At 67.0% G+C, this 20,760-nt stretch carries 19 protein-coding genes and 1 pseudogene; 12 read left to right on the top strand and 8 right to left on the bottom strand.

Features of this window, described 5'->3' with window-relative positions; genetic code table 11:
- Window positions 1-90: 90 nt before the first annotated feature.
- Window positions 91-402, bottom strand: a complete 312-nt coding sequence (locus tag ACLZN2_RS31245; protein ID WP_416982755.1) for a DUF6412 domain-containing protein — start codon at window positions 400-402, stop codon at window positions 91-93.
- A gap of 180 nt (window positions 403-582) precedes the next feature.
- Here ACLZN2_RS31245 and ACLZN2_RS31240 point away from each other — a divergent pair, with 180 nt between their 5' ends.
- From ACLZN2_RS31240 to ACLZN2_RS31230, 3 genes and pseudogenes are all read left to right on the top strand, one after another.
- A complete protein-coding gene (locus ACLZN2_RS31240) occupies window positions 583-1,341 on the top strand; it encodes a hypothetical protein (protein WP_416982754.1) in 759 nt (252 codons plus the stop codon).
- Window positions 1,334-1,717, top strand: a complete 384-nt coding sequence (locus ACLZN2_RS31235; RefSeq protein ID WP_416982753.1) for a GntR family transcriptional regulator — start codon at window positions 1,334-1,336, stop codon at window positions 1,715-1,717. The genes ACLZN2_RS31240 and ACLZN2_RS31235 overlap by 8 nt, the downstream gene beginning before the upstream one ends.
- A gap of 55 nt (window positions 1,718-1,772) precedes the next feature.
- A pseudogene (locus ACLZN2_RS31230) lies at window positions 1,773-2,504 on the top strand (DUF817 domain-containing protein); the annotation flags it as partial.
- Window positions 2,505-2,639: 135 nt separating this feature from the next.
- Here ACLZN2_RS31230 and ACLZN2_RS31225 read toward each other — a convergent pair.
- Window positions 2,640-3,467 carry a class E sortase gene (locus tag ACLZN2_RS31225; RefSeq protein ID WP_416982752.1) on the bottom strand — a complete coding sequence of 276 codons (828 nt, stop codon included), beginning with the start codon at window positions 3,465-3,467 and terminating at the stop codon, window positions 2,640-2,642.
- Between the two features lie 245 nt (window positions 3,468-3,712).
- Here ACLZN2_RS31225 and ACLZN2_RS31220 point away from each other — a divergent pair, with 245 nt between their 5' ends.
- Window positions 3,713-5,188 (top strand): beta-1,6-galactanase, encoded by a 1,476-nt coding sequence (locus ACLZN2_RS31220; protein WP_416982751.1) that lies wholly within the window; start codon window positions 3,713-3,715, stop codon window positions 5,186-5,188.
- A 96-nt stretch (window positions 5,189-5,284) separates the two neighbouring features.
- On the opposite strand, the gene ACLZN2_RS31215 is transcribed toward ACLZN2_RS31220, so the two are convergent.
- Complete coding sequence (locus tag ACLZN2_RS31215) at window positions 5,285-5,560, bottom strand: hypothetical protein (protein WP_416982750.1); 276 nt, start codon at window positions 5,558-5,560, stop codon at window positions 5,285-5,287.
- A 278-nt stretch (window positions 5,561-5,838) separates the two neighbouring features.
- Between ACLZN2_RS31215 and ACLZN2_RS31210 the strand changes: the two genes are divergently transcribed.
- The 3 genes from ACLZN2_RS31210 to ACLZN2_RS31200 all read left to right on the top strand — a co-directional run bounded on the left by ACLZN2_RS31210 (window position 5,839) and on the right by ACLZN2_RS31200 (window position 8,005).
- The gene (locus ACLZN2_RS31210) at window positions 5,839-6,855 is read left to right on the top strand and encodes a hypothetical protein (protein WP_416982749.1); all 1,017 of its coding nucleotides are present in this window, start codon (window positions 5,839-5,841) and stop codon (window positions 6,853-6,855) included.
- Between the two features lie 59 nt (window positions 6,856-6,914).
- Entirely contained in the window at window positions 6,915-7,424 is a 510-nt protein-coding gene (locus ACLZN2_RS31205) for a nitroreductase/quinone reductase family protein (RefSeq protein WP_416982748.1), read from the top strand.
- Window positions 7,425-7,564: 140 nt separating this feature from the next.
- Complete coding sequence (locus ACLZN2_RS31200; protein WP_416982747.1) at window positions 7,565-8,005, top strand: hypothetical protein; 441 nt, start codon at window positions 7,565-7,567, stop codon at window positions 8,003-8,005.
- Between the two features lie 190 nt (window positions 8,006-8,195).
- Here the strand turns inward: ACLZN2_RS31200 and ACLZN2_RS31195 are convergent, their stop codons facing one another.
- A complete protein-coding gene (locus tag ACLZN2_RS31195; RefSeq protein WP_416982746.1) occupies window positions 8,196-8,396 on the bottom strand; it encodes a hypothetical protein in 201 nt (66 codons plus the stop codon).
- Between the two features lie 52 nt (window positions 8,397-8,448).
- Between ACLZN2_RS31195 and ACLZN2_RS31190 the strand changes: the two genes are divergently transcribed.
- Window positions 8,449-8,961, top strand: a complete 513-nt coding sequence (locus ACLZN2_RS31190) for an RICIN domain-containing protein (protein WP_416982745.1) — start codon at window positions 8,449-8,451, stop codon at window positions 8,959-8,961.
- Between the two features lie 91 nt (window positions 8,962-9,052).
- Here the strand turns inward: ACLZN2_RS31190 and ACLZN2_RS31185 are convergent, their stop codons facing one another.
- Window positions 9,053-10,219, bottom strand: a complete 1,167-nt coding sequence (locus ACLZN2_RS31185) for a DUF222 domain-containing protein (protein ID WP_416982744.1) — start codon at window positions 10,217-10,219, stop codon at window positions 9,053-9,055.
- Between the two features lie 772 nt (window positions 10,220-10,991).
- Between ACLZN2_RS31185 and ACLZN2_RS31180 the strand changes: the two genes are divergently transcribed.
- Both ACLZN2_RS31180 and ACLZN2_RS31175 read left to right on the top strand, forming a co-directional pair.
- Window positions 10,992-11,471 (top strand): very short patch repair endonuclease, encoded by a 480-nt coding sequence (locus ACLZN2_RS31180; protein ID WP_416982743.1) that lies wholly within the window; start codon window positions 10,992-10,994, stop codon window positions 11,469-11,471.
- A gap of 130 nt (window positions 11,472-11,601) precedes the next feature.
- Window positions 11,602-13,638: a GmrSD restriction endonuclease domain-containing protein gene (locus ACLZN2_RS31175; protein WP_416982742.1), complete on the top strand. Its 2,037-nt coding sequence runs from the start codon at window positions 11,602-11,604 to the stop codon at window positions 13,636-13,638.
- Here the strand turns inward: ACLZN2_RS31175 and ACLZN2_RS31170 are convergent.
- The 3 genes from ACLZN2_RS31170 to ACLZN2_RS31160 form a co-directional block, all read right to left on the bottom strand.
- Window positions 13,635-14,294, bottom strand: a complete 660-nt coding sequence (locus ACLZN2_RS31170; RefSeq protein ID WP_416982741.1) for a protein NO VEIN domain-containing protein — start codon at window positions 14,292-14,294, stop codon at window positions 13,635-13,637. The genes ACLZN2_RS31175 and ACLZN2_RS31170 overlap by 4 nt on opposite strands.
- A gap of 175 nt (window positions 14,295-14,469) precedes the next feature.
- Entirely contained in the window at window positions 14,470-16,314 is a 1,845-nt protein-coding gene (locus ACLZN2_RS31165) for a DEAD/DEAH box helicase (protein WP_416982740.1), read from the bottom strand.
- Window positions 16,314-17,723 (bottom strand): transcriptional regulator, encoded by a 1,410-nt coding sequence (locus ACLZN2_RS31160; protein ID WP_416982739.1) that lies wholly within the window; start codon window positions 17,721-17,723, stop codon window positions 16,314-16,316. The genes ACLZN2_RS31165 and ACLZN2_RS31160 overlap by 1 nt, the downstream gene beginning before the upstream one ends.
- A gap of 120 nt (window positions 17,724-17,843) precedes the next feature.
- On the opposite strand from ACLZN2_RS31160, the gene ACLZN2_RS31155 reads away from it, so the two are divergent.
- Window positions 17,844-18,533, top strand: a complete 690-nt coding sequence (locus tag ACLZN2_RS31155) for a hypothetical protein (protein ID WP_416982738.1) — start codon at window positions 17,844-17,846, stop codon at window positions 18,531-18,533.
- Between the two features lie 236 nt (window positions 18,534-18,769).
- Entirely contained in the window at window positions 18,770-20,110 is a 1,341-nt protein-coding gene (locus tag ACLZN2_RS31150) for a DNA cytosine methyltransferase (protein WP_416982737.1), read from the top strand.
- The last annotated feature ends 650 nt before the right edge of the window (window positions 20,111-20,760 follow it).

Here is a 20,760-nt window from a genome sequence, read left to right as displayed (position 1 = left end):
CGGGGTCTCGTCGTGCCGGAACTGCGAAAAGGGCGAAAAAGGGCGGCATGACGACCCGCGCCGGGGCACGGGGGAACGAACAGACGTGCCCTACGCGGCGGTCGCCGTGAGGGCGTGACCGGGGGCCCGGGGACGGGGCCGACCGGAGGCGTCCGGGTCGCGCTGCGGCAGGAAGGCCGTACGCCGGGCGCGGTCCCTGATGGCCGTACGCACCCGGGTGGGCGGTACGGATGGGGCGCTGCGGGAGGCGACCAGGGCGCAGACGGTGAGCGCGGAGGAGGCGGCGGCGGTCGCGGCGAGCGCGACGGCGGCCGAGAGACTGCCGGCGTCGAGGAGGAGGACGTCGAGAACGAGGAAGAGGAGCAGCGGCACGGACCGCGCGGTGACGCGCTTACGGATCACGTTCCCCCCTCCCTCTCACCGTCTCTCACCATGATGACGCCCTCTCACCATGAGGACGTCCAGGACCGGCACCAGGGTTCCACCCGCCTTGTATCAAGGGTTTGACACAAGAACCCACCGCCCGGCATCTTGTACTCATCACTTGATACAAGCATTTCCACATTTCCACCGGGGGACGACATGATCGACACCGTCACGCCCGACAGACTCCTGGCCCGCGCCGACCTGTGTGCCCGCTGGGCCGGGCTGGCGCTCGGGGCGGCGGTCGCGCAGGGGCTGGCGACGATGGACAGCGAGGACATGGCCATGCCGTTCGTGGCCGCCGTCACCGCCTTCGGACTGTGCGCGGTGGGCGGGGTGCTGCTCGGCGACTCCCTCACCCCCGCCCCACAGGACAGGGTCCGCACCGCCGCCCTCGCCCCGCGCCGGGTCCGGGACCACGTACCGCCGCGGATGGCCCCGCTGCTCGTCTTCCAGACGGCCTGCCTCGCCGTCCTGCTGGTCGTCGGGGTCGCCGCCGCCGACGCGGACCGCGCGGGTCATGCCGGCAGGGCACTCGCCGTCACCTGCGCAGTCGGCCTGACCCGCCACCTCACCCCCTGGCCGGGCCTCTACTACGCCACCCCGGTCCTCGGCTCCCTCACCCTCGGCACCGCCGCCTGCGCCTGGGCGCTGCGCCGTATCGCCCACCGCCCCGGCGAGAACCAGCAGCGCCACGACCGCAGTTGGGCGATCACCGCCGCCTGGGGCCTGCTGGTCTCCAGCCAGTTGCTGCTCGTCCTGGGCATGATCGGCAGGGTGCTGTTCTACTCACGCTGTGCCGGAATGCTCGGCAACGTCACCGCCCTGGTGATCTACCCGCTGGGCCTGGTGAGCCTGTTCACCCTCGGCTGGTCCGTGTTCACCATCGTCGTCCCCCGGGCTGTCGACGATGAGTGAGGCCGCCGTCCGCGTCGACACCACCAGCCAGGTACCGCCGTACGAGCAGATCCGCGCCCAGCTCGCCGCGCTGATCCTCACCGGCCGGCTGACCGAGGGCGAACGCCTGCCGACCGTACGCCAGCTCGCCGCCGACCTCGGCCTCGCCCCCGGCACGGTCGCCCGCGCCTACCGCGAGCTGGAGGCCGCCGAGCTGATCCGCACCCGCCGCGGCGCCGGCACCCGCGTCGCCGCCCTCCCCACCGAACCGGTCCGCTTCGACCCGGACCAACTCACCACCTTGGCCCGCGACTTCACAGCAGCGGCGCGTGCGTTGGGCGCGGGCACGGAGGCGATCCTCACGGCGGTGCGGGAGGCGCTGGGGAGGGAGGGATGAGCGGCTGCCCCCGAGGTGCGCAACCATCTCCCCCTCCCAGCGACTCTCCCTCCACATGCACGGGATCAAGGAGACAGCGGGACCGACACTCGTCCGGCAGCTCACGCGCTTCGGCCTGCTCCAGGCGCGCTGCTGCGCCTTCGCGGTCGCACTCTTCGGCGGCATGGCCGCCTCCAAGCTCCTCCCGCCCCTCCCCATCGCCCGCTACGACCTGCTCCTCCTCTACGGCGTACTGCTCACCGGCGCCGGCTACCTGCTGAAGTGGGAGACCCGCCGGGAGGTCGCGGTCGTCGCCGCCTGCCATGTGCTGGGGCTGGCCTTCGAGATCGTGAAGGTGCGCGTCGGCTCCTGGAGCTACCCCGAGACCGGCCTGGCCAAGGTCGCCGGGGTGCCGCTGTACGGGGCCTTCATGTACGCCGCCGTGGGCAGTTACGTCTGCCGGGCCCACCGGCTGCTCGCCCTCTCCCTCACCGGCTACCGCCCCCGCGCCACCGCCGCCCTCGCCGTCGGCCTGTACGTCAACTTCCTCAGCCACCACTGGCTGCCGGACCTGCGTCTGCCCCTCGGCGCCCTGCTGCTCGCCGCGACCTGGGGCACCTGGGTCCACTACACGGTCGGCGCCGCCCGGTACCGGATGCCCCTGGCCCTGGGCTTCACCCTCGTCGGCTTCTTCCTGTGGCTGGCGGAGAACCTCGCCACCTACCTGGGCGCCTGGCGCTACCCGTCCCAACTCCACGGCTGGGAACCCGTCTCCGTGTCCAAGTGGGCGTCCTGGGCCCTGCTGATCAGCGTCACGTTCGTGATCTGCGGGGCGTGGGCGCGGGACGGCGGTACGCCTCCGGGGGCCGGGCACGGGCGAGGGCGCGGGCGCGGGCACGGGCACGGGCGCGGGCGCGGTGGAACAGCTTCCGAGGGCGCGACCCTAGCCTCTGGGCACCGCCCCGACCAGCTTCCCCCACACCACCAGCCGGTACCGCGAGGTGAACTCGGGTGTGCAGGTGGTGAGGGTGAGGTAGTGGCCGGGGAGGGTGTAGCCGTAGGCGGGGCTGGTCAGGGAGCGGGGCACGGGCTGGATGACGCCCGAGTCACGGGGTGAGGTCCGCGGCAGGATCTTGTCGACCTTGTACGTGTAGGTCGCGTCCCTGGTCTCGACCTCCACCGTGTCGCCCTTCCTGAGACGGTTGAGGTAGCGGAACGGTTCGCCGTGGGTGTTGCGGTGCCCGGCGACCGCGAAGTTGCCGGCCCGGCCCGGCTGTTGGGTGTGGGTGTAGTGGCCGACGTACCCCTTGTTGAGAACCTTCTGCCTGCTGGTGCCCTCGGCCACGGGGACACGGAGGTCGAGGCGGGGGATACGGAGGACGGCGTAGGCCTGGGAGGCGCGCGGGGTCGTACGAGGGCTCGTACCGGAGGAGGAGTCCGCCGAGGAGCCCCCGGACCGCCCCCCACCAGGACCACCGGAACCGGAACCCGAATCGGAACCGGAAGAGTCACCGCCGACGCCACCCCCGCTGTCGGCGTCGCCGTCACCGCTCGCACCCCCGCCCCACTCCCGCTCCAGCGCCTCCACCTTCCGTTCGGCGCCGTCCCTCGCCTCACGGTTGGTCCACCACAGCTGATGCGCGACGAGAAGAAGCACCAACACCCCTGCGGTGACGAGGAGTTCGGCGCCGGTCCAGAGCACCCGCCGGTACCGGGCACGCCGCCGCAGCGAGCTGTGCTGCACGAGGGGAATCCGCACGCGTCGCGCCATCGGGGCACCATAAGGCCGGCAGGACGAGGTCTCCAGACCCGCACATACACGACCTGCGCGTTCGCCCCCTCGAACCGCCCGGAGAACTCGACCGGAACTCGCCCGGAACTCGCCCCGAGTCGATTCCTCCCCCTTCCTCCACAGGTTGGAAAAAGGGCTGTCAGAACTCTCGACAACCCCACACGCCACACCCGATGCTTCGTTTCGGCCGCACGGGACCGGCCACGACTCGGAGCGGAGTAGTCATGATCCGACGCAGGACACTGCTGGCCGCCACCGGCGGCGCGCTCTTCGGTGGCGCACTGGCGACGGGCACCGCCCACGCCGACGCCACCATCTCCGTCAACCCGTCCACGTCCTACGGCACCTGGGAAGGCTGGGGCACCTCGCTCGCCTGGTGGGCGAACGTCTTCGGCGCCCGGGACGACTTCGCCGACGCCTTCTTCACCACCAAGTCGGTGACCTACAACGGCACGAGCCTGCCCGGCCTGGGCCTGAACATCGCCCGCTACAACCTGGGCGCGTGCAGCTGGAACACGGTGAACGGCGAGTCGATGGTGGCCTCCGCCAACATCCCCGCCTTCAAGCAGATCGAGGGCTACTGGCAGGACTGGAACAACGAGGACCCCACGTCCTCGGCCTGGGACTGGACGGCGGACGCCACCCAGCGCGCGATGCTGCAGAAGGCCGTCGCCCGGGGCGCGACGACGGAACTCTTCGCCAACTCCCCCATGTGGTGGATGTGCCTGAACCACAACCCCTCCGGCGCGTCCGGCGGCGGCAACAACCTCCAGTCCTGGAACTACCGCCAGCACGCCTCGCACCTCGCCGCGGTCGCCCTCTACGCCAAGAACAACTGGGGCGTGAACTTCGCGACGGTGGACCCCTTCAACGAGCCCTCCTCGTCCTGGTGGACGGCGACGGGCACCCAGGAGGGCTGCCACATGGACGCGACGGTCCAGTCGGCCGTACTTCCGTACATGCGCAGCGAGTTGGACAAGCGCGGCCTGACCTCGACGAAGATCTCCGCGAGCGACGAGACGAGCTACGACCTCGCGCGCACCACCTGGAACTCCTTCTCCTCCACCACGAAGGGCTATGTCAACCGGGTCAACGTCCACGGCTACCAGGGCTCGGGCGGCCGACGGGACCTCCTCTACACGGACGTCGTCACGACGGCCGGCAAGGCCCTGTGGAACTCCGAGACCGGCGACAGCGACGGCACCGGCTACACCATGGCCTTCAACCTCCTCTACGACTTCCGCTGGCTGCACCCGACGGCCTGGGTCTACTGGCAGGTCATGGACCCGACGGCGGGCTGGGGGGTGATCAAGTACGACGCGAGCACGCTGCAGGCCGGCGCCGTCGAGACGAAGTACTACGTGATGGCCCAGTTCAGCCGTCACATCCGCCCCGGCATGAAGATCCTCGACACGGGCGTGAGCTACGCGGTGGCGGGCTACGACGCGACGGCGAAGCGCCTGGTGATCGTCGCCCTGAACACCTCGTCCTCCGCCCAGACCCTCACCTTCAACCTCTCCAACTTCACGACGGTGACCGGCGGCACGGGCGGCCTGGTCCCCCGCTGGAGCACCCTGACGACGGGCGGCGGCGACCTCTACACGGCCCGCTCGGACACCTACCTCAGCGGCAAGACGGTCGCCCTGTCCTTCCCGGCGAAGTCGGTCCAGACCCTCCAGGTGGACAACGTCACGATCTAGCAGTGCCGAGCGGCCCGGGCCCTCACCGCCGTACCCCGGCGAGGGCCCGGGCCGTCTCCACGCCTGCCCGCACCCAGCAACTCAGCAACTCAGCACTTAGCCGACCGAGCCGACCAAGGTCTCGAAGCCTGCGCTGTCGCAGTAGGACACTGCACGACGCTCAGCTCCGATGTCGCCGCCGACCGCGTTGACAGTGTCATCGAGAATGTGGCCGCCACCCTCTTCAAGGCCTTCCCGGTCAAGCCTCGTCGAGGCGGCGATGACCGCCTGCCCCGCTGATTCGACGTTGTCAAGCCCGGGCGTGCGGGCGCGCTTGGCGTCCTGCCAGGATCCCAGGTTGGTGCAGAATTCCCGTTGCCACTCCTTGGCCAACGCCGGCTCCTCCGACGAACAACCGCTCACCAGGACGGCGACCACGACAACAGCCGCTACTCCCGTCACGGCCCGCGCGACTGCTCGTATACCCCCACCGCTGCGCTGCATGGACATGCCCTCCCCGAAGCTGTCGCACAGAGTATGGATCACGCATACGTCACCTTGCGCGGACACACACCACCAGCGCCTCGACAAGCCCCTGGGCCCGGCCCCCGCCCGGGTCCTGGCCTGCAGATACCTCACCTTTGTCACCAGCGGGCAGTACGGTGTCGTGCATGCGCCCCGACACGCCCGCCGAAAACGTCGACCACACCGCCGAAGCGGCCCGCCTGGAGCGGACCGCAGGCCTGTATCCCGAGGACGCCGAGCCGCTGCTGCTGCAGGCCGCGGCCCACCTGGAACTCTCCGGCGACCGCCCCGCCGCAAGCACCCTCTACGACCGCCTGCTCTCCTCCCCGGACAGCCTGGACACCCCCCACCTGGTCCGGGCCCTCAAGGCCTCGAACCTCTGGGAGTACGGCCACGAGGCCGAGGCCCGAGCGATCATCGACGGCATCCGCGCGGCCGCCCCGCGCGACCCGGCCCCCTGGGTGATCGTCGCGGAGTCCCTGGAATCCCACGACGAGCTGGAGGCGGCGGAGGCGGCGTTCACGGAGGGCACCCGCCTGCTCCTGACGGACGTACCGGAGCCCCCGTACTCGACGCACTCGCTGCTGTTCGGCCGCCACCGAGTCCGCCGCATGCTCGGCGCGGCCCACGACGAGTGGGACCTGCTGGCCGACACCCTCCACTCCTCCCCGGTCTCCCTGGACGAACTCCACGACCCGAAGCGCGTCTGGTCCCTGGGCTCGGACAACCCGGCGGAACTCGAAGCGGAAATCTCCCGCCTCCGAGCCGAACTGGGCACCTACCGCGAGGCCCTGTCCCGCCCCTTCCCGGTGGCGGTCCTCCACTGGCCGGCCCCAGAACTGACGGAACTGGTCACCGCGTACCCGACCCTGTCCGCGGACTACCCCTCCCACGAGGAACACCTCGCGACCATAGAATCCTCCCTCCGCGAACTCTCCACCTCCGGCACCCCCAACCTCGGCATCGTGACGGGCACGGTTCCGTCCTACGAGGCCTTCGCCGCGTCCGAGGGCACCACACCGGGCGACGGCGACCTGCTCCCCCAGTACGCGACAACCCTGGCAGCCCGCGGCCGAGCCGTCGCCTGGCCCCCACAGCGGGGAGCTTCCTGCTGGTGCGGGTCGGGGGGCACGTACGAGGGGTGCCACGGCCTCGGGGCCTGACCGCCCCCGATCTGTACGACATCCACGCACGGCGGAGCGCCCGGGCTACGCTTGACGGCGTGGCCCGAGGTCGGACAAGTCTGCGCCCGTTGTACGGGCTGAAACGGTGGATCTACCGGGGCGACCGGCCCGACGCGCTCGCCCGTCTGCTCAACGCCTTCTGGCGGTGGCGCTACGGCACGGCGCGCGCGCCGCAGGACCGCGGAGTCACTCTCGTCGTCCGCGGCAGGGCCAGCGGCAGGATGATCGCTTTCCCCGTGGTCCCCGTGGCCCATGAGGGCAAGTGGTACGTGGTGTCGATGTTGGGCACTCACGCCAACTGGGTACGCAACGTGCACGCCTCGGGCGGCAAGGCCGTCATCCGGCACGGACGGGACCACGACGTCACCCTCCGGGAGGTCCCGGCCTCGTCCCGCGCCCAGATCCTGCGCGCCTACCTCAACGCGGCTCCCGGCGCCCGGCCACACGCACCCGTCGACCGGACCGCGCCACTGGAAGACTTCGAGCGGATCGCACCCGATTACCCGGTCTTCCATGTCATCGGCCTGCCCGGGCCGGAAACGGTGTAAGGACGCCCGTTCCCGACCCCTCGAACCGACGAGGCGTGTTGAATGACGTGGCTGAAGGTCCGTCACTCAACTGGTCATGGGGGCTCTTGATGTTGCCGGAAATCTTGGTCGGGCTCGCCGCTTCGGGAGGAACGGCGGTGGTGACGGCGGCCGGAACCGACGCCTGGACCGAGACCCGAACCATCGTGGCCCGCCTCCTCGGGCGAGACGGCCAACGGGAGGAATCGGTCCTGCAGCGCCTTGACCAGACCGCCGCCGAACTCGCACAGGTCTCTGCCGGAGACACCCGGACGGCGAGGGAACAGGTTCGCGACGCGCAGTCCCGGTCCTGGCAGACGCGTTTCGCGGACCTGCTCCAGGATCTGCCGGAAGCGGCGAGGGACGAGGCCGTCGAGGAGCTGCGGGGCCTGGTCGAGCATGTCCGACAGCACGGCTCCGGCTCAGGTGCCTCGGCCGGCTCCGGTGGTCTCGCTGTCGTCGGCGACGTGACCATCGAGGCCCACCACGGCTCGGTGGCAGCCGGTGTGGTGAACGGAGGCGTGCGCACGGACCCTCCGAAGCCGGGGGCGACCCAGGACTGACCGCCCCCGGCCCGTCAGGTCCACAGCGCCGTGACCGCGCCGCGCCCCAAGGAGGACTGCCGCACCGGTCGGGCTCGGGCAACGGGCCCGGCGACAGCCCGGCCCCCGCCCCGGCCCCGGACGTCACCGCTCGCACTTCCATCACCGCCTCCCACGGCGGGGTGGCGATCGGCCACGCCGACCACGTCGCCTACGTCCGGGAGCGACGCGCACGCCGTATACGCATGGTGATCATCCCCGTCATCGTGGCAGGCGGGGCGATCACGACCATCACTCTCCTGCCGAACTCGTCCCCTCCGTCGACCCCGAAGGGGAGCTCCCCGGCACCGACGCTGTCCGCGTCGCAGTCACGGTCGCCCTCGTCGTCGCCTTCCGGCTCACGGTCCGCCACCGGTTCCCCGTCGGCCCCTGCCGCGGCCCGCGCGTCCGACTCCGCGGACTCCGTGGCTCAGCCGGCACAACCCGGCGCGGGAACCACCCCTGAAGCCGGGACACCCCCGTCCCCGGAGTCCAAGTCCGACGCACTCTCCCCTGGCTCCACAGCGAGCCTCCGCAACGTATCCACCAACCAGTGCGTGTCCGGCGACGCCTCCATCTATCCCAGCTTCGGAACCTGCAGCTCCAGCGACGCCTACGCCTGGACCTTGCGCTCCTCCGGCGGCAACACCTTCGAACTGGTCAACCACGCGAGCGGAAAATGCCTCTCGGCTCCCTTCAACAACGACTACACGACCCAACTGGAAACCTGCGGCGCAGCCGGAGGAACCGGCTACATCCAATGGCACGTGGCCAACTCCACCGCAGCAGGCCAAACCCTGAAGAACACCGACACCGGCCGCTGCCTGGAGATCGCCTCACCGTCGTACGGCGGCGCCAAGCAGGTCATGGTGACGACCTGCGACAGCGGTGAGGCGCAGCAACTGTGGAGGGACGGCGGGAACGCCTCGGGCGGCTGACGGCTCAACACATGTCCGTACGGCCCGCCAGACAGCATTCTGGATTCTGGCGGGCTTTCCGCGGCATCGGTGAATACCAGCGCAGCACGATTCACTCGCGATAGACCGGTGGCGCATTGGTGTACGTGTGCCCGGTCGGGGCGGTCCAGGTGCTGACGCCCGTATGAGGATCCCGGACCACCCGCCAGCCAGGATGGTGAGTCTTGAGCCGATGATGGCGGCGGCACAACGGCTGCAGATTGTCCGGTGTGGTCTGCCCACCCCGCTCGGGGTGCCGATGGTCGAACGGCTGCACATGGTCGAGATCACAGCGGTGCGCGGGCATCCGACAACTGGGGAAGGCGCAGTACTGGTCCCGAGCGATCACATGCCGTTCGGTCTCGGCGGTCGGCCGATACGTGGTCGGGTCGGTCTTGACGAGCAGCCCGCTCTCGGGCTCGGTGAGCAACCGCCGCCAGACGGTACCCGGCGCGAACGCCAACTCCCGCGCCTGCCCGGCGGTGATCGGCCCATAGCCCTTCAGCTCGGCAGGCCCCTCGTCCGCCCCCAGAAGGATGTCGAGGGGAACGGTCACCTGCACCACAGCACCAGCCCGCCCAGCAGCATCACCACCCTCACCAACCACAAGACCGAAAAGAGCATCCGCACGCTTCTGCTCCAAACTGCGACCGTCGTCCTCATACCCCATGGCGCGGCTGTCCACAGCCTGCTGCATGAGGGCTGTCTGCTGAGCCGGAAGCACCGCACCGAACAGAGCCATGCCGTCATCCTGCGGATAGTGGAGAAGCATCCGCTCCTTCACCCTCCGCCTATGGCGCAGCTCGGCCCCTTCCGGATCGGCGCGGTGAATCTCCCGGCGCAGCGCAGCCCTGGTCTGCCCGGCAGCCTGCTCAGGCATCCTGTCCGCGAGGGCCGCCTCAACCTGCCCGGCCACCTCGTCGTCCACCACTTCCAACTGCTCGGCGACCGCCATCGCCTGCACATAGGAGATCCGCCCTTCCGCGAGCAGACCGGTGGTCACCCCATGCCGAGCACTCAACAAGCTCGCAATCCTGAGACGCTGCGCAGCGGTCTGATTGGCCAGCCGCAACGCACACGCCACCTCCTCCACCGCGCAGTCCCACGAGGCCGCGAAGACATCGTCCAGACTCCCGCCCGCCTCCACAATGACGGCCTCGGGCGTCTCGGTATGCGCATCGATCGCAGCCAGCACCTCGACCTGCTTGGCCTGCAGCCACGCCACATGCCGCTCGATCACCACCAGAGCATCGATCCGCCCACGAGCACTCAGCCGAGCCGGATCAAGACCATCGAGCTCAGCCGCAGTACCCCCACTCGGCCGAATCTCCCGCAGGCCGGCCACCGACTCATCGGACAGTACGGAACTCCGAGCACCCACGTCCGCAACACCGGGCAAGCTCGCCCGGCCAGGCACATCGAACCGCTCCCCCACAGACACAGCACTCACCCCCAGACCACCGGCACGCCACGAAACGCTCCGCTCCCACGAACGGACCCACACCACCATTGTCAGTCACGCAGAGTAATAACGCCAGGTCAGACCGATCACCCGGAAGGGTGAACGTTGACCCAACACTGGCGGCGCACCCCACCCGGACCCCCTCTCTCGGCACCACTCGACGGGAAAGCCGCCACTCCCACCCGGCGTGCAGGCGAGACGCAACCGCGCCCCACGCCCACGCCCACAACGAAGCCCACCCAAGGGACCACCCACCCGAGCCCCCGGCTCTCCCCCGGCCGCTCGCTCGCTTCTCCCCCGTGCTGGAGCGGGTCGGGTCAATGGTGGCCCGCAGGGCCATCGGCGCAGCCGACGCGGAACGCAGCGCAGCGGAGTGAAGCGCCCTTGACGCGACCCGCGGAAGCACGACACTGCCAAGAAGCGAGTGGCCTACGGCGCCGGACAAACACCATCCGTGCAGCCCGACTCCCTAACCGCACGAGCCGCGCGCAAGCCTGACCGCTTCGGCATCCCTGTGCCCACGGCCCAAGCCAGTACTACGCTCAGCACTGTGTCCGAAGATCCCGAATGGAAAGCACCAGAAGGTTCCTGGGCTTCCTCCGCTGCCCGTCGCCGCAACATGCAGGCGATCCGCAGCCGTGATACCAAGCCCGAGAAACTGATCCGTCGGCTGGTGCACGCCAAGGGGCTTCGATACCGCGTCGCCGCTCGCCCGTTGCCGGACCTCCGCAGGACCGCAGACATGGTGTTCGGTCCGACGAAGGTAGCGGTCTTCATCGACGGCTGCTACTGGCATGGGTGCCCTGAACACTACGTTCCGCCGAAGACGAATCCCGGTTATTGGTCCGACAAGGTTCTGCGCAACATGCAGCGTGACCGCGACACGGATCAGCGGCTCAAGGAGGCGGGGTGGCTCGTACTCCGCTTCTGGGAGCACGAACCGGCTGAAGAGTGTTCGCTTACGGTGTGCAAGGCAGTGGCCGAGCGAAGAGCACGTCAAGGCAAGCATCGCGATGAAGCCGTGACGTAACTGTCCAGGCCACAGGCCCTCCGCCGTCCCCTACGCTGTCAGCAGCGAGCGCAGTGGCGTCAGCGACTTCTGTGGGGGAAGCCGTCTGGCTGTGCTCGCACGAGGCACAGCGGGTGCGGACTCTCCGGCCGTGACCGCGCGGGACACTGGGGGCAAGGTGGCGGTCGAGCGCACAAACCGCGACGTCCGGACACTCATCACGCAGATCGCTGCTGGGGAGATCATGCTTCCCGAGATTCAGCGCGGATACGTGTGGAAGGCATCGCAGGTCGCGAGGCTCATCGAATCGCTGTATCGCGGATACCCAGCGGGATCACTTCTCTTCTGGAAGACCGGCCAGCTTGCGGAGACCCGGGGAGCCGCAATCGGCGTGTCCCAAGCCCTGCCGAGCGTCATGCCCCTCTACCTGCTCGACGGCCAGCAGAGGCTCACCTCGCTCTTCCGCGTCCTCACAGACCACGCAGAAGCCCAGGTTGTCTTCAACATCGAGACAGAGGCCTTCCAGAACCAGAGCGCTGCCACCCGGCGCAACAAGAAGTGGATCAAGGTTTACGACGTCGTCGGCCCAGATTCCGATGTGTTCGCGATCCACGGCGAACTCAAGGGGGTCGGCCTCGCTATCCCCGACTCTGAAATCGGGCGGCGCCTGAGCGCACTTCAGAAGATCACCCAGCGGGACTTCCACATGGAGGTACTGCACGACTTCGAGTACGAAGAAGTCGCCGACATCTTCGTCCGTGTGAACAGTGGCGGGCGCGCGCTCAAAACCACGGATCTAGCTCTTGCGACACTCTCCGCGCGTACGCCCGGCTTCCTGGGGCAACTGGAAGCGGAGTCAGCCCGATGGGCTACCCGCGGCTACGGAGCCCTCGACGTCAATTTTCTGATCAAGGCGCTTACCCTGAGTCTGTCGACAACAGGCAAGCGTCTAGCGTCCGTGGCCAAGCTAACTGCCGCCAGCAAGGAAACGGTTGAAGCGGGATGGGAGAATGTCCAACGGGGGCTGTCCCGTGTCGTCCCGCTCCTTGAGGAGCGCTTGCTGATCCCGACCACAGCCCTGGTGCCGTCACTCGCCGCACTCCACCCGCTGATCCTCTTCTACGGTCGGCATGCAGAATCAGCGAAGATCGCCAACGATGTGGAAAACGGACTTCTGTACTGGTTCCTGGCCGCAACAGCCCGCAACCGTTATGGCGGCGCTTCAGACACGGCGCTGACGCAGGACATCAGAGTGCTTGAGGGCGAGAACCCTGTAGCAGCGTTGCTCTCCAACCTCGGAATCCGTCAAGGCGGTATTTCCGTAACTGCTGACGACCTGGCCGGGCGCAACCATCAAAGCCCCTACCTGATGTTCTGCTACCTGGCTGCGGCACACGCCGGCGCGACTGACTGGTGGGACGGCGGCGCCATCTCGGGAAGTGTCGACCGGTCCGGCAAGCCGCAGTACAGCCTTGTGCATCCAGCCGCGAAACTGCGCAATCACAGCAACCACTACTCATCCACTGAGATCAACGAACTCGCGAACATCGTATTCGTCTCCGAACAGACCGCGAAGAACATTATCGGCAGCCGTTCCCCGGCTGCATACATGCCAAGCGTTGGCGCCAGTGACCGTGCCGCACACGCCATCCCTAACGACCCTGCCGCACTTGAGCCAGACAGCTACCGGGTCTTCCTGTCTGCCCGTAGAGCCTTGCTCGCCGACCGGATCGCGGCCCTCCTGGATCGCTTCCGCCCAGCTTTCCTGTCCACCGACATCGCAACAGCCGAGGCCCTTACGCCCCGGTCGCTGGTGTTTGGGGGATACGCCGGAGCCGGCCGGAGCGTGCTGGTGGCTGAGGCTGAGTCAGGCGGCCAGAGCTGGATCGGATGGGTCGACCCGGCGGACTTCGAAGCGGCACTCGACGCCGCCGCGACCGGCCTCGCCAGCGACGTTCCAGTCGGGGAGGAAAACGCACCACTGCGCATCGACGACGAAAGCAGCGTTACCTTCGGCCTTGGGCCGTTCACCATCCGGGGTTCGCTGGACCAGTGGCGTACCGCGGTCAAGGACGCGTTCGAGGACGTGCAGCCCCTAACGGAGTGCCCGGAACCAACTGACGAGCAATGGCCAGTGGAGCCAGAAGAGTTCCTGCTCTCGGAGACCGGATTGAGGAAGCCGACCTAGGCCGCAGGCACCCCTCTGAGTACCTGGGGCGCCGATTCGACCAGTATCGACGTAATGCTCGGGATGCCTGGCACAGGTACCTCAGGGGGTATGTCCAGTCGGCACGACTGCCATCGCCCTCGTGCAGTGCGGTCCGAGGGCACGTGATCGGCGATCCAGTCCTTTGGGACTGCGGCTACTGCTCTTATCTTGAGTTCTGGAGTGAGCCGGACAGTTACTAGTTCCCAGGCCGGGTCACGCAGCATCGTCTCGTACTCATTGCGCGAGATATACACCGTGAGCCGGCCGACGCGCACCGTTGTCTTCACTTCGAGGTGGGCGGAGTGATGGTAGCCGTTCACGAAAATGTCATAGCCGTAACCGTCGGACCAGGCTGCTACATGCTCCACCCGGCCTTCTGCTGCTGTGGACAAGAGATCGAGAAGCGCGAGTTCGCCAGCTGAGCCGATCCGGGAGCGTTCCTCTGTGTCCACCTTTCCCCACGCCATACTGACCTGCGCGTACGCCTCCTCCGGACCGAGGCCGAGGGACTCCGCCGCACGCAGCGCGTCTTCGGGAAGTTCGTCCGGCCTGCGGATGAGCAGGTCAGCGTCCTGGAACCAAGGCACTCCGCTCTGGGCCATCGCGGCTTCGAAGACCCTGCAGTTGACGGGCATTCCTCCACCTGCCTCACGCAGAAGGCCCGTCTCCTGGATCCAGGCGTACGCCGCGTCGTATTGGGTGGGGGTCAGGTCGCTGAAATCGCTATGTGTAGTAAACAGGGCACGCACTCGCGCCACTCCGCTAGCCGGAAGCCTCTCCAGCCAGCGGACAGCCGCACGTAGAACCGGCTCAGGCGGCGTGGGCACGAAGATGACCCATCAGAGCTTGAAGGTCTCGGTGATCCAGGCCGCCACCGATCGCCGACTCTTCCTCAAGGTCGCCCAGTTGCTGAACGGCCGGATCGTCGAGGATGCTCCCCATGAACTTCAGCTTGTCGCTGAGACGCTGCTCAACGACTTCATCGATCGTGCCCTCCGAAGCGAGCACCGTAATCCGCGTCTCTGTCTCAGGAGCAAGACCTAGACGGTGAATACGGTCAAGGCTCTGCAGAAAGCGGCCTGCCGCGAAGTCCCGGTCCACATACACGGCGTCGTGGCAGTGGTGGTGAAGGCTGATGCCTTCGCCGAGAGTGCTGGGGTTGGACAAGAGGACCATGCAGTCGGGATCGCGCCGGAACCGCTTAATCGATGCCTCACGGTCGGTGTCGGCCATCCCGCCGTAGACGAGGGCGGGCGAAAACTCACTGAGCATGCGTTCCAGCGTGTTGAGGCTCCTTACGAAGGTCGACCAGACGAGCGTTTTGCGCCCTTGAGATGCGTTCCGGTTGATGATCGCAAGCACTTCACGGTACTTCGGTGACATCTCGTAGCTCGGAAGGTCTCGCATCAGCTCGAAGAGTGGTGTGCCTTCCGGCGCGGAAAGCGGAGGCACCCGATAGGACAGTGGTTCATAGCGCGTGGTGCCCACGGCAAGCAGCGCTGGGCTGGTCGCCGCCATCAGCATGTAAACGATGACCTTGCCAAGAGCAAGGAAGTCGCCCTCTGAACCAGCAGCACGCGCAGAGAACCGTCCGACGAGTGCCTCGTACACCTCCCGGTGCAGATCTGGCAGAGGGACGGGCGTCACTTTGGTGGACACAGGCGGCAGACCGAGCTCACCCTTGGTGGTGCGCGTGAACAGAGGGCGCAGTACCTGGCTCGCCTTGGCGAGATCCCCGCCGGCCACTGCCTGGATCACCTTCTGGCGTCCGTGGCCAGGCCACACGAAACCAAAGAGGTTCTCCAGATCCTTCACTCCGTTCGGAGCCGGTGTCCCCGTGAGAATCAGCCGGTGCCTGCTACGCGGCCCAAGGGCAAGGCAGGCGGCGCCATCCGTACCATCGGCTCCGCGCTTCATCCGGTGAGCCTCATCGAGCAAGAGCATCGAAGGCCTCGCGGCCAGCCACTGGCCGAGATCGTTCACGACCCCGTCCTGACGCAGACGCTCATAGTTGACGATGAGCGCATCTGCCCCCGGATCGGCCTCCTTGGAGAACACGTCCATGCTCAAAGGCTCGCTCAAACACTCCTGGTTCTCGTATTTCCAGGACTCGTAGCAGGACTTCGGTCCCACGATCAGCAACCGTTCAATGCCCTTGTTGTGCCGCAGCGAGTGGAACACAGCGAGGCCTACACGGGTCTTTCCAGCTCCAGGGACAGAGAAATTGGCCCCGTGCCGCAGGGAGAGCAGCTTGGCAATGTCCCGGCGCTGGAAAACGGTGAGATCCGCTACCCAGCCCGGGCCAAGCAGGCTCCCCACCTCGTCGGGGTCTACTTCTCCATCCGGTCCAGCCGTAGCGTCGAGGCGCTTGGCGACAGTCTGTGCGTCAACCGCTGAGTCCGTAGCCAACGCGGCTAGCTGAGGATCCCACGCGACGCTGGTGGGTTCCGGCCATGTGGCGAGCGCGACCAGGTTTGTCAGGAGGTCATCGATCTCGACCTCCATGGTCCCTGGCGAGCGCTGCACACTGCTCTGGAACCGGAGGGCCAGGCGGCGAAGGTCGCTCTCGTACCCGGTTCCGGCCCGAAGCCGCGCTCGGGTCGCTCCCTCGCCGAACCCGATCTCCAGGCTGGGCGCGGCGGACTGCCCCGCCATCACTTCTCCCGTGTGGAGTCGAGCAGCCAGGCAACCCCGTCGCCGGGCGAGCTGAACGTGCGTCCCGCCTGCTTGGCAAGCCGGGCGAGGCTGGCCTTCAGGGTGAGCAGAGCGTCGTCAAAAGCGTCCTCGTCCAGCGCCCGCTTGGCCTTAGCGTCAGCGAACTCGGCAGCACACTGATTGACGTAGTCAGCGGCGTCAGTGAGGCGCTCCGGGACGGCAATCTGGCGCTTCTGGAGCTCAGCGTTCGCGCCAGCCAGTTTCACGGCAGCGTCGAAGGTTCTGCGCGCCGACTTAATGAGCGCGTCAGCCTGAGTCACGGTCGCGCCGTCCAACTTGTCGCCAGCCTGCGCCGTGGCCTTTGCCTTCAGCAAGGCGTCCGTGAGGGCGCGCGTGGTCTTGACGGCGGCGGTCGCGTCCGGGATCGACACACCCGCAAGGCCGGGAATTGCCACAGCCGCGGACTCCTGGGCAACAGGCCGCAGTTCACTGGGCAGCCGCTCTTCGAGGTAACGGCTGTGGAAGTCAGACTCCGCGAGACGCACCGTCGTCTTCGCGTAGTTCAGCACCACCATGGCCAGACGTGACTCCTTCAGCTGTTCAGCGGCATCCGGGTCGGTCTTGGCGAGCTTGGTGTAATCGCGGTGAAGCTCGCGAAGTTTCTCCTGGTGGTCCTCGAAGTCGACCAGCCGCAGGACAGCGCCGTTCGCGGTGCGGCTGCGGTCAATCGCGTCCCTGATCAACTGGTAGACCCAGCGGTCCTGCTGAAGCGTGGTCTTCTTGATGTTGAAGTCACGCGCCACGTCCTCCTCGCGGCGGCCATCCGCGAGCTCGTCCTCGATGGCGATGAGGCGGTTGATGTATGAGTACTCTCGGCGCTTGTCACGCCGCAGTTGCAGAGCAAGCTCAACACTGTTGATGTCGCGGCGGGACGTATCCGCCGGGAGGACACCCACCCGGATGTCTCTGATGCCCAGGTCCTTCAGCGCGGCACAGCGGGTGTTGCCATCGACGAGGATGCCGTCCGGGCTGATGATGCCGGGCTCCCTCTGGCCCACGTCGTCCAGCTCGTCCTGCAGCGCCACGTAGTCTGGGTCAGTCTGGCTCGGGTTCGACGGCCGACAACGGAGCAGGTCATGCAGATACGTTTGTGCGGCCTCACTCCACGGCTCGTCCTCCAAGACCCGGTTGCGCTCAGGCTCCAGACTGCGCTGCGCGCGGATACGGTGGGTGTCCGGATTGAAGTAGAGCATGTCGACCGGCATGGAGATCACATGCAGGTGCTTCTGCTCACCACGCCACTCCACGGTGATCTTCGCGCCGTCCTCGGCCATGGCCTGCTTCAGCCGCTCGTCCACCAGCGAGCGAATCTTCTCACCCTCGGGCGGGACGCCGAACTTCACAGCCATAACCAGAGCCTCCAAGGAGCCAGACGTAGCGTGCAGCAGCATCATTGCAGGCCCCGCTGACAGCAGGTGAGCTGATAATCCACAATCGACGTCCCGGACACTTGGAGAACGGAGCGAGAAGTGCCGCTGCCCGCGTGGAACGACCCTGAACTCAAGGCCGGAACCATGGTCCGCGGTGCGCTGTGGCTCGTCCAAGTCATCGGCGAGGGGAACACCTTCAACAAGGAGCAGATCCGTGAAGCCTTCCCCGGGATCTCGCAGGCGGACAGGCGTATCCGTGGCCTGCGCGAGTATGGCTGGGTCCTGCTCACCAACACTGAGGACGCCCGCCTGACCTCAGAGGACCAGCGTTTCGAGAGAGCCGGAGTTCCAGTCTGGAACCCTGCGGCCCGACGGGCCGCGTCGCCGCAGAAGACCGTCTCGAACAAGGAAAAGCAGGCCATCCTGGCCCGAGATCACTACATGTGCACCATCTGCGGCATCTCTGGAGGAGAGTCGTACCACGACGACTCCAATCAAACCGCTGTGCTCTCTGTCACCCAGCGCAAGACGGTTCTGCTTGACGGCAGCGAGGAAACCCTGCTCGCCACTGAGTGCAAGCGCTGCCGCTCCGGCTCCGGCGGAAGCACTGCCCGCGCCGATGAGGCCATGGCTGAAATCAGGAGCCTCGACCCGGGGGACCGGCGCCGCCTCATCCGTTGGATGGAGCGGGGCCGCCGCGGCACAACGCCTCTGGAGCGGGCCTGGAACACCTACCGGCGACTGCCTGCCGACGCCCGGGATGAACTCAGGTCAGCGCTTCAGGACTGAGGCACGGCTGCCTCCTGGCAACTCCGGGAGCGCCAGCGTATGGGGTTGTCACTGGCGCACCGTAGACTTCAAATCTTCTCGCGTCTTTCATCACGCCCGCTGTCCCATCTCCGTTCATCTGCGGCTAGGGTGCTGCCGGGTCACGTGAAGCGGGACACCTGTTACGTCTGCGGCGCCGAGAGCTACCAGCGCTACCCCTGCGTCGGCTCAGTCGGCGCGCTTGGAAGGAGATCACGATGTCGGCGGCGGAGCACGAGCAGAGACTCGAAGTCATCGAGATCTGCGCCGGCGCCGGCGGTCAGTCCTTCGGGCTGCATAAGGCCGGATTCACACATCTCCTCGCTGTGGAACTGGACAAGCACGCGGCTCACACCTTGGATCAGAACCTCCGCAGGGTCCTGAAAAAGGATGGCGTGGACGTACCTGACGAGCTCGTGCGGGTGGGCGATGTCGCGGATCCTAAGGTATGGGATCCGGAAGCGTACAAGGACAGGGAAATCGCCCTCCTGGCGGGAGGCGTTCCGTGCCCCCCCTTCAGCATCGCAGGCAAGCAACTGGGTTCCAGCGACGAGCGAGACCTCTTTGCCTGGGCTATCGAACTGTGCGGCCGCATAAGGCCCAAGGCGCTACTGCTTGAAAATGTGCGCGGGCTCAGCGCGAACCGGTTCTCTGGCTATCGGCAAGCAGTCCTAGATAAACTCCATGAGCTTGGCTATATCGCCGACTGGCAATTGCTTCACGCTTCCCACTTCGGCGTTCCTCAGCTTCGACCGCGGTTTGTTCTTGTCGCACTCCTGCCTGAATACTTCGAGTATTTTCAGTGGCCCGAAGGAAATCCCGACGACGCCCCTACCGTCGGGGAGGCGCTCGCTGACCTCATGGGTGCGAACGGCTGGGGTGACGAAAACGTCGAAGCCTGGGTCAAGAAGGCCAACAAGATCGCTCCCACGATCGTAGGCGGCTCAAAGAAGCACGGTGGAGCCGACCTCGGCCCCACCCGGGCGAAGAGGGCCTGGGCCGAGCTGGGAGTTGACGCCATGGGCGTCAACTACGAGGCACCTGACAAGAACTTCGAGCCCGTCAATGGCGCTACGGGTCCGAAGCTGACGACCCAGATGGTTGCCAGGATTCAGGGTTGGCGCGGGGAGTTCGCTCATTGGGACTTCCTGGGCCTCAAAACCTCGGTGTACCGACAGATCGGGAATGCCTTTCCCCCGCCGGTCGCCAAGGCTCTCGGCGTGTCCATCAAGAACGCACTCCTCAAGGAGGGTGAACCGCGTCCCCTTGTTGAGACGTCCAGCAGTGTCCACGACCCGGTATACAAGCTGTTGCGTCAGCAATCCCGCCCGCTCACGGTCGAACAGATCATTACCAGGCTTGCGAAGACTGGCGTTTCTATGGGCCAGTCTGAGGTGGAGCGGCGTTTGAATCATCTGGGCCACGACTTCGAATTGGAGAAGGCGGAGCGCAAGTCGGGCGAGCTCGCCTATACCTTGGGACAGTTCAAGGCATTTGTCGGCCAGGACGACCATCAGCGCCACGACTTGTTCACGCAGCACCGGGCAAAGATCAGCTAGGGCTTTGCCTGGCCGGTCCAGCATCAATCAGCCGTTGTCCGTTCACACCACCGCATGAAGCGGGAGATCTCGGGCACTCCGGGGGGCGCACGCCGCCCGAGCGGGAGTCCCCCTGTCCCCACATGCGCTCTGAAGGTGAACAACGACTCTTTGATCGCCGCCTGCACGCCCCCGGCGTCGGGCATCGCGCCCATCATCCTCCACAAATCAGCAGCTCAATTGCTACTGTCGTGGTAGGCGCTCCATATCTCACAGATGCGGCTCAGCGCCAATACGACCAGAAGCCCCGCCCTCCCGCGGCTGGTACCCGCGGACTCCGAGGTCGGGGGTCCTGGCTTCGGTGGTGTGAGCCCTGGCTGATCGCTCAGCTGGGGCTCACGCGCATCAGAACCACGGACAGTGCTCGTAGGTCAGGGCTCCGGCGTAGTTGCTTGACGTCCGGTTCGTGATGATCTGCTGGCTCGGTGGGGTTCCGGGAACGTGACAGGCACGGCTTCCAAGATCATGGAGTTCTCGACGCCCCGTGATCCAAGTGGAAGACCGTGCCTGCCGACGCATCATCCCCGATCCCGCCTGCCTTTGACCAACTCCGCCGTCATCCCGGGGCCGTGCCCGAGGAGATCCCGGGCCTGCTGGAGCGGCTGAGCGAG

The sequence above is a fragment of the Streptomyces sp. T028 genome, from assembly GCF_048159505.1.
Taxonomy (GTDB): domain Bacteria; phylum Actinomycetota; class Actinomycetes; order Streptomycetales; family Streptomycetaceae; genus Streptomyces.
The sequence above is the reverse complement of the archived record's forward strand: the minus strand, read 5'-3'. Positions and strand labels throughout refer to the sequence as shown.

Excerpts from the sequence above, each read along its gene's own strand:
- ACLZN2_RS31240 (WP_416982754.1), top strand. The coding sequence starts at position 583 with ATGATCGACACCGTCACGCCCGACAGACTCCTGGCCCGCGCCGACCTG.
- ACLZN2_RS31235 (WP_416982753.1), top strand. The coding sequence starts at position 1,334 with ATGAGTGAGGCCGCCGTCCGCGTCGACACCACCAGCCAGGTACCGCCG.
- ACLZN2_RS31225 (WP_416982752.1), bottom strand. The coding sequence starts at position 3,467 with ATGGCGCGACGCGTGCGGATTCCCCTCGTGCAGCACAGCTCGCTGCGG.
- ACLZN2_RS31220 (WP_416982751.1), top strand. The coding sequence starts at position 3,713 with ATGATCCGACGCAGGACACTGCTGGCCGCCACCGGCGGCGCGCTCTTC.
- ACLZN2_RS31210 (WP_416982749.1), top strand. The coding sequence starts at position 5,839 with ATGCGCCCCGACACGCCCGCCGAAAACGTCGACCACACCGCCGAAGCG.
- ACLZN2_RS31170 (WP_416982741.1), bottom strand. The coding sequence starts at position 14,294 with ATGCCCGTCAACTGCAGGGTCTTCGAAGCCGCGATGGCCCAGAGCGGA.
- ACLZN2_RS31165 (WP_416982740.1), bottom strand. The coding sequence starts at position 16,314 with ATGGCGGGGCAGTCCGCCGCGCCCAGCCTGGAGATCGGGTTCGGCGAG.
- ACLZN2_RS31160 (WP_416982739.1), bottom strand. The coding sequence starts at position 17,723 with ATGGCTGTGAAGTTCGGCGTCCCGCCCGAGGGTGAGAAGATTCGCTCG.
- ACLZN2_RS31150 (WP_416982737.1), top strand. The coding sequence starts at position 18,770 with ATGTCGGCGGCGGAGCACGAGCAGAGACTCGAAGTCATCGAGATCTGC.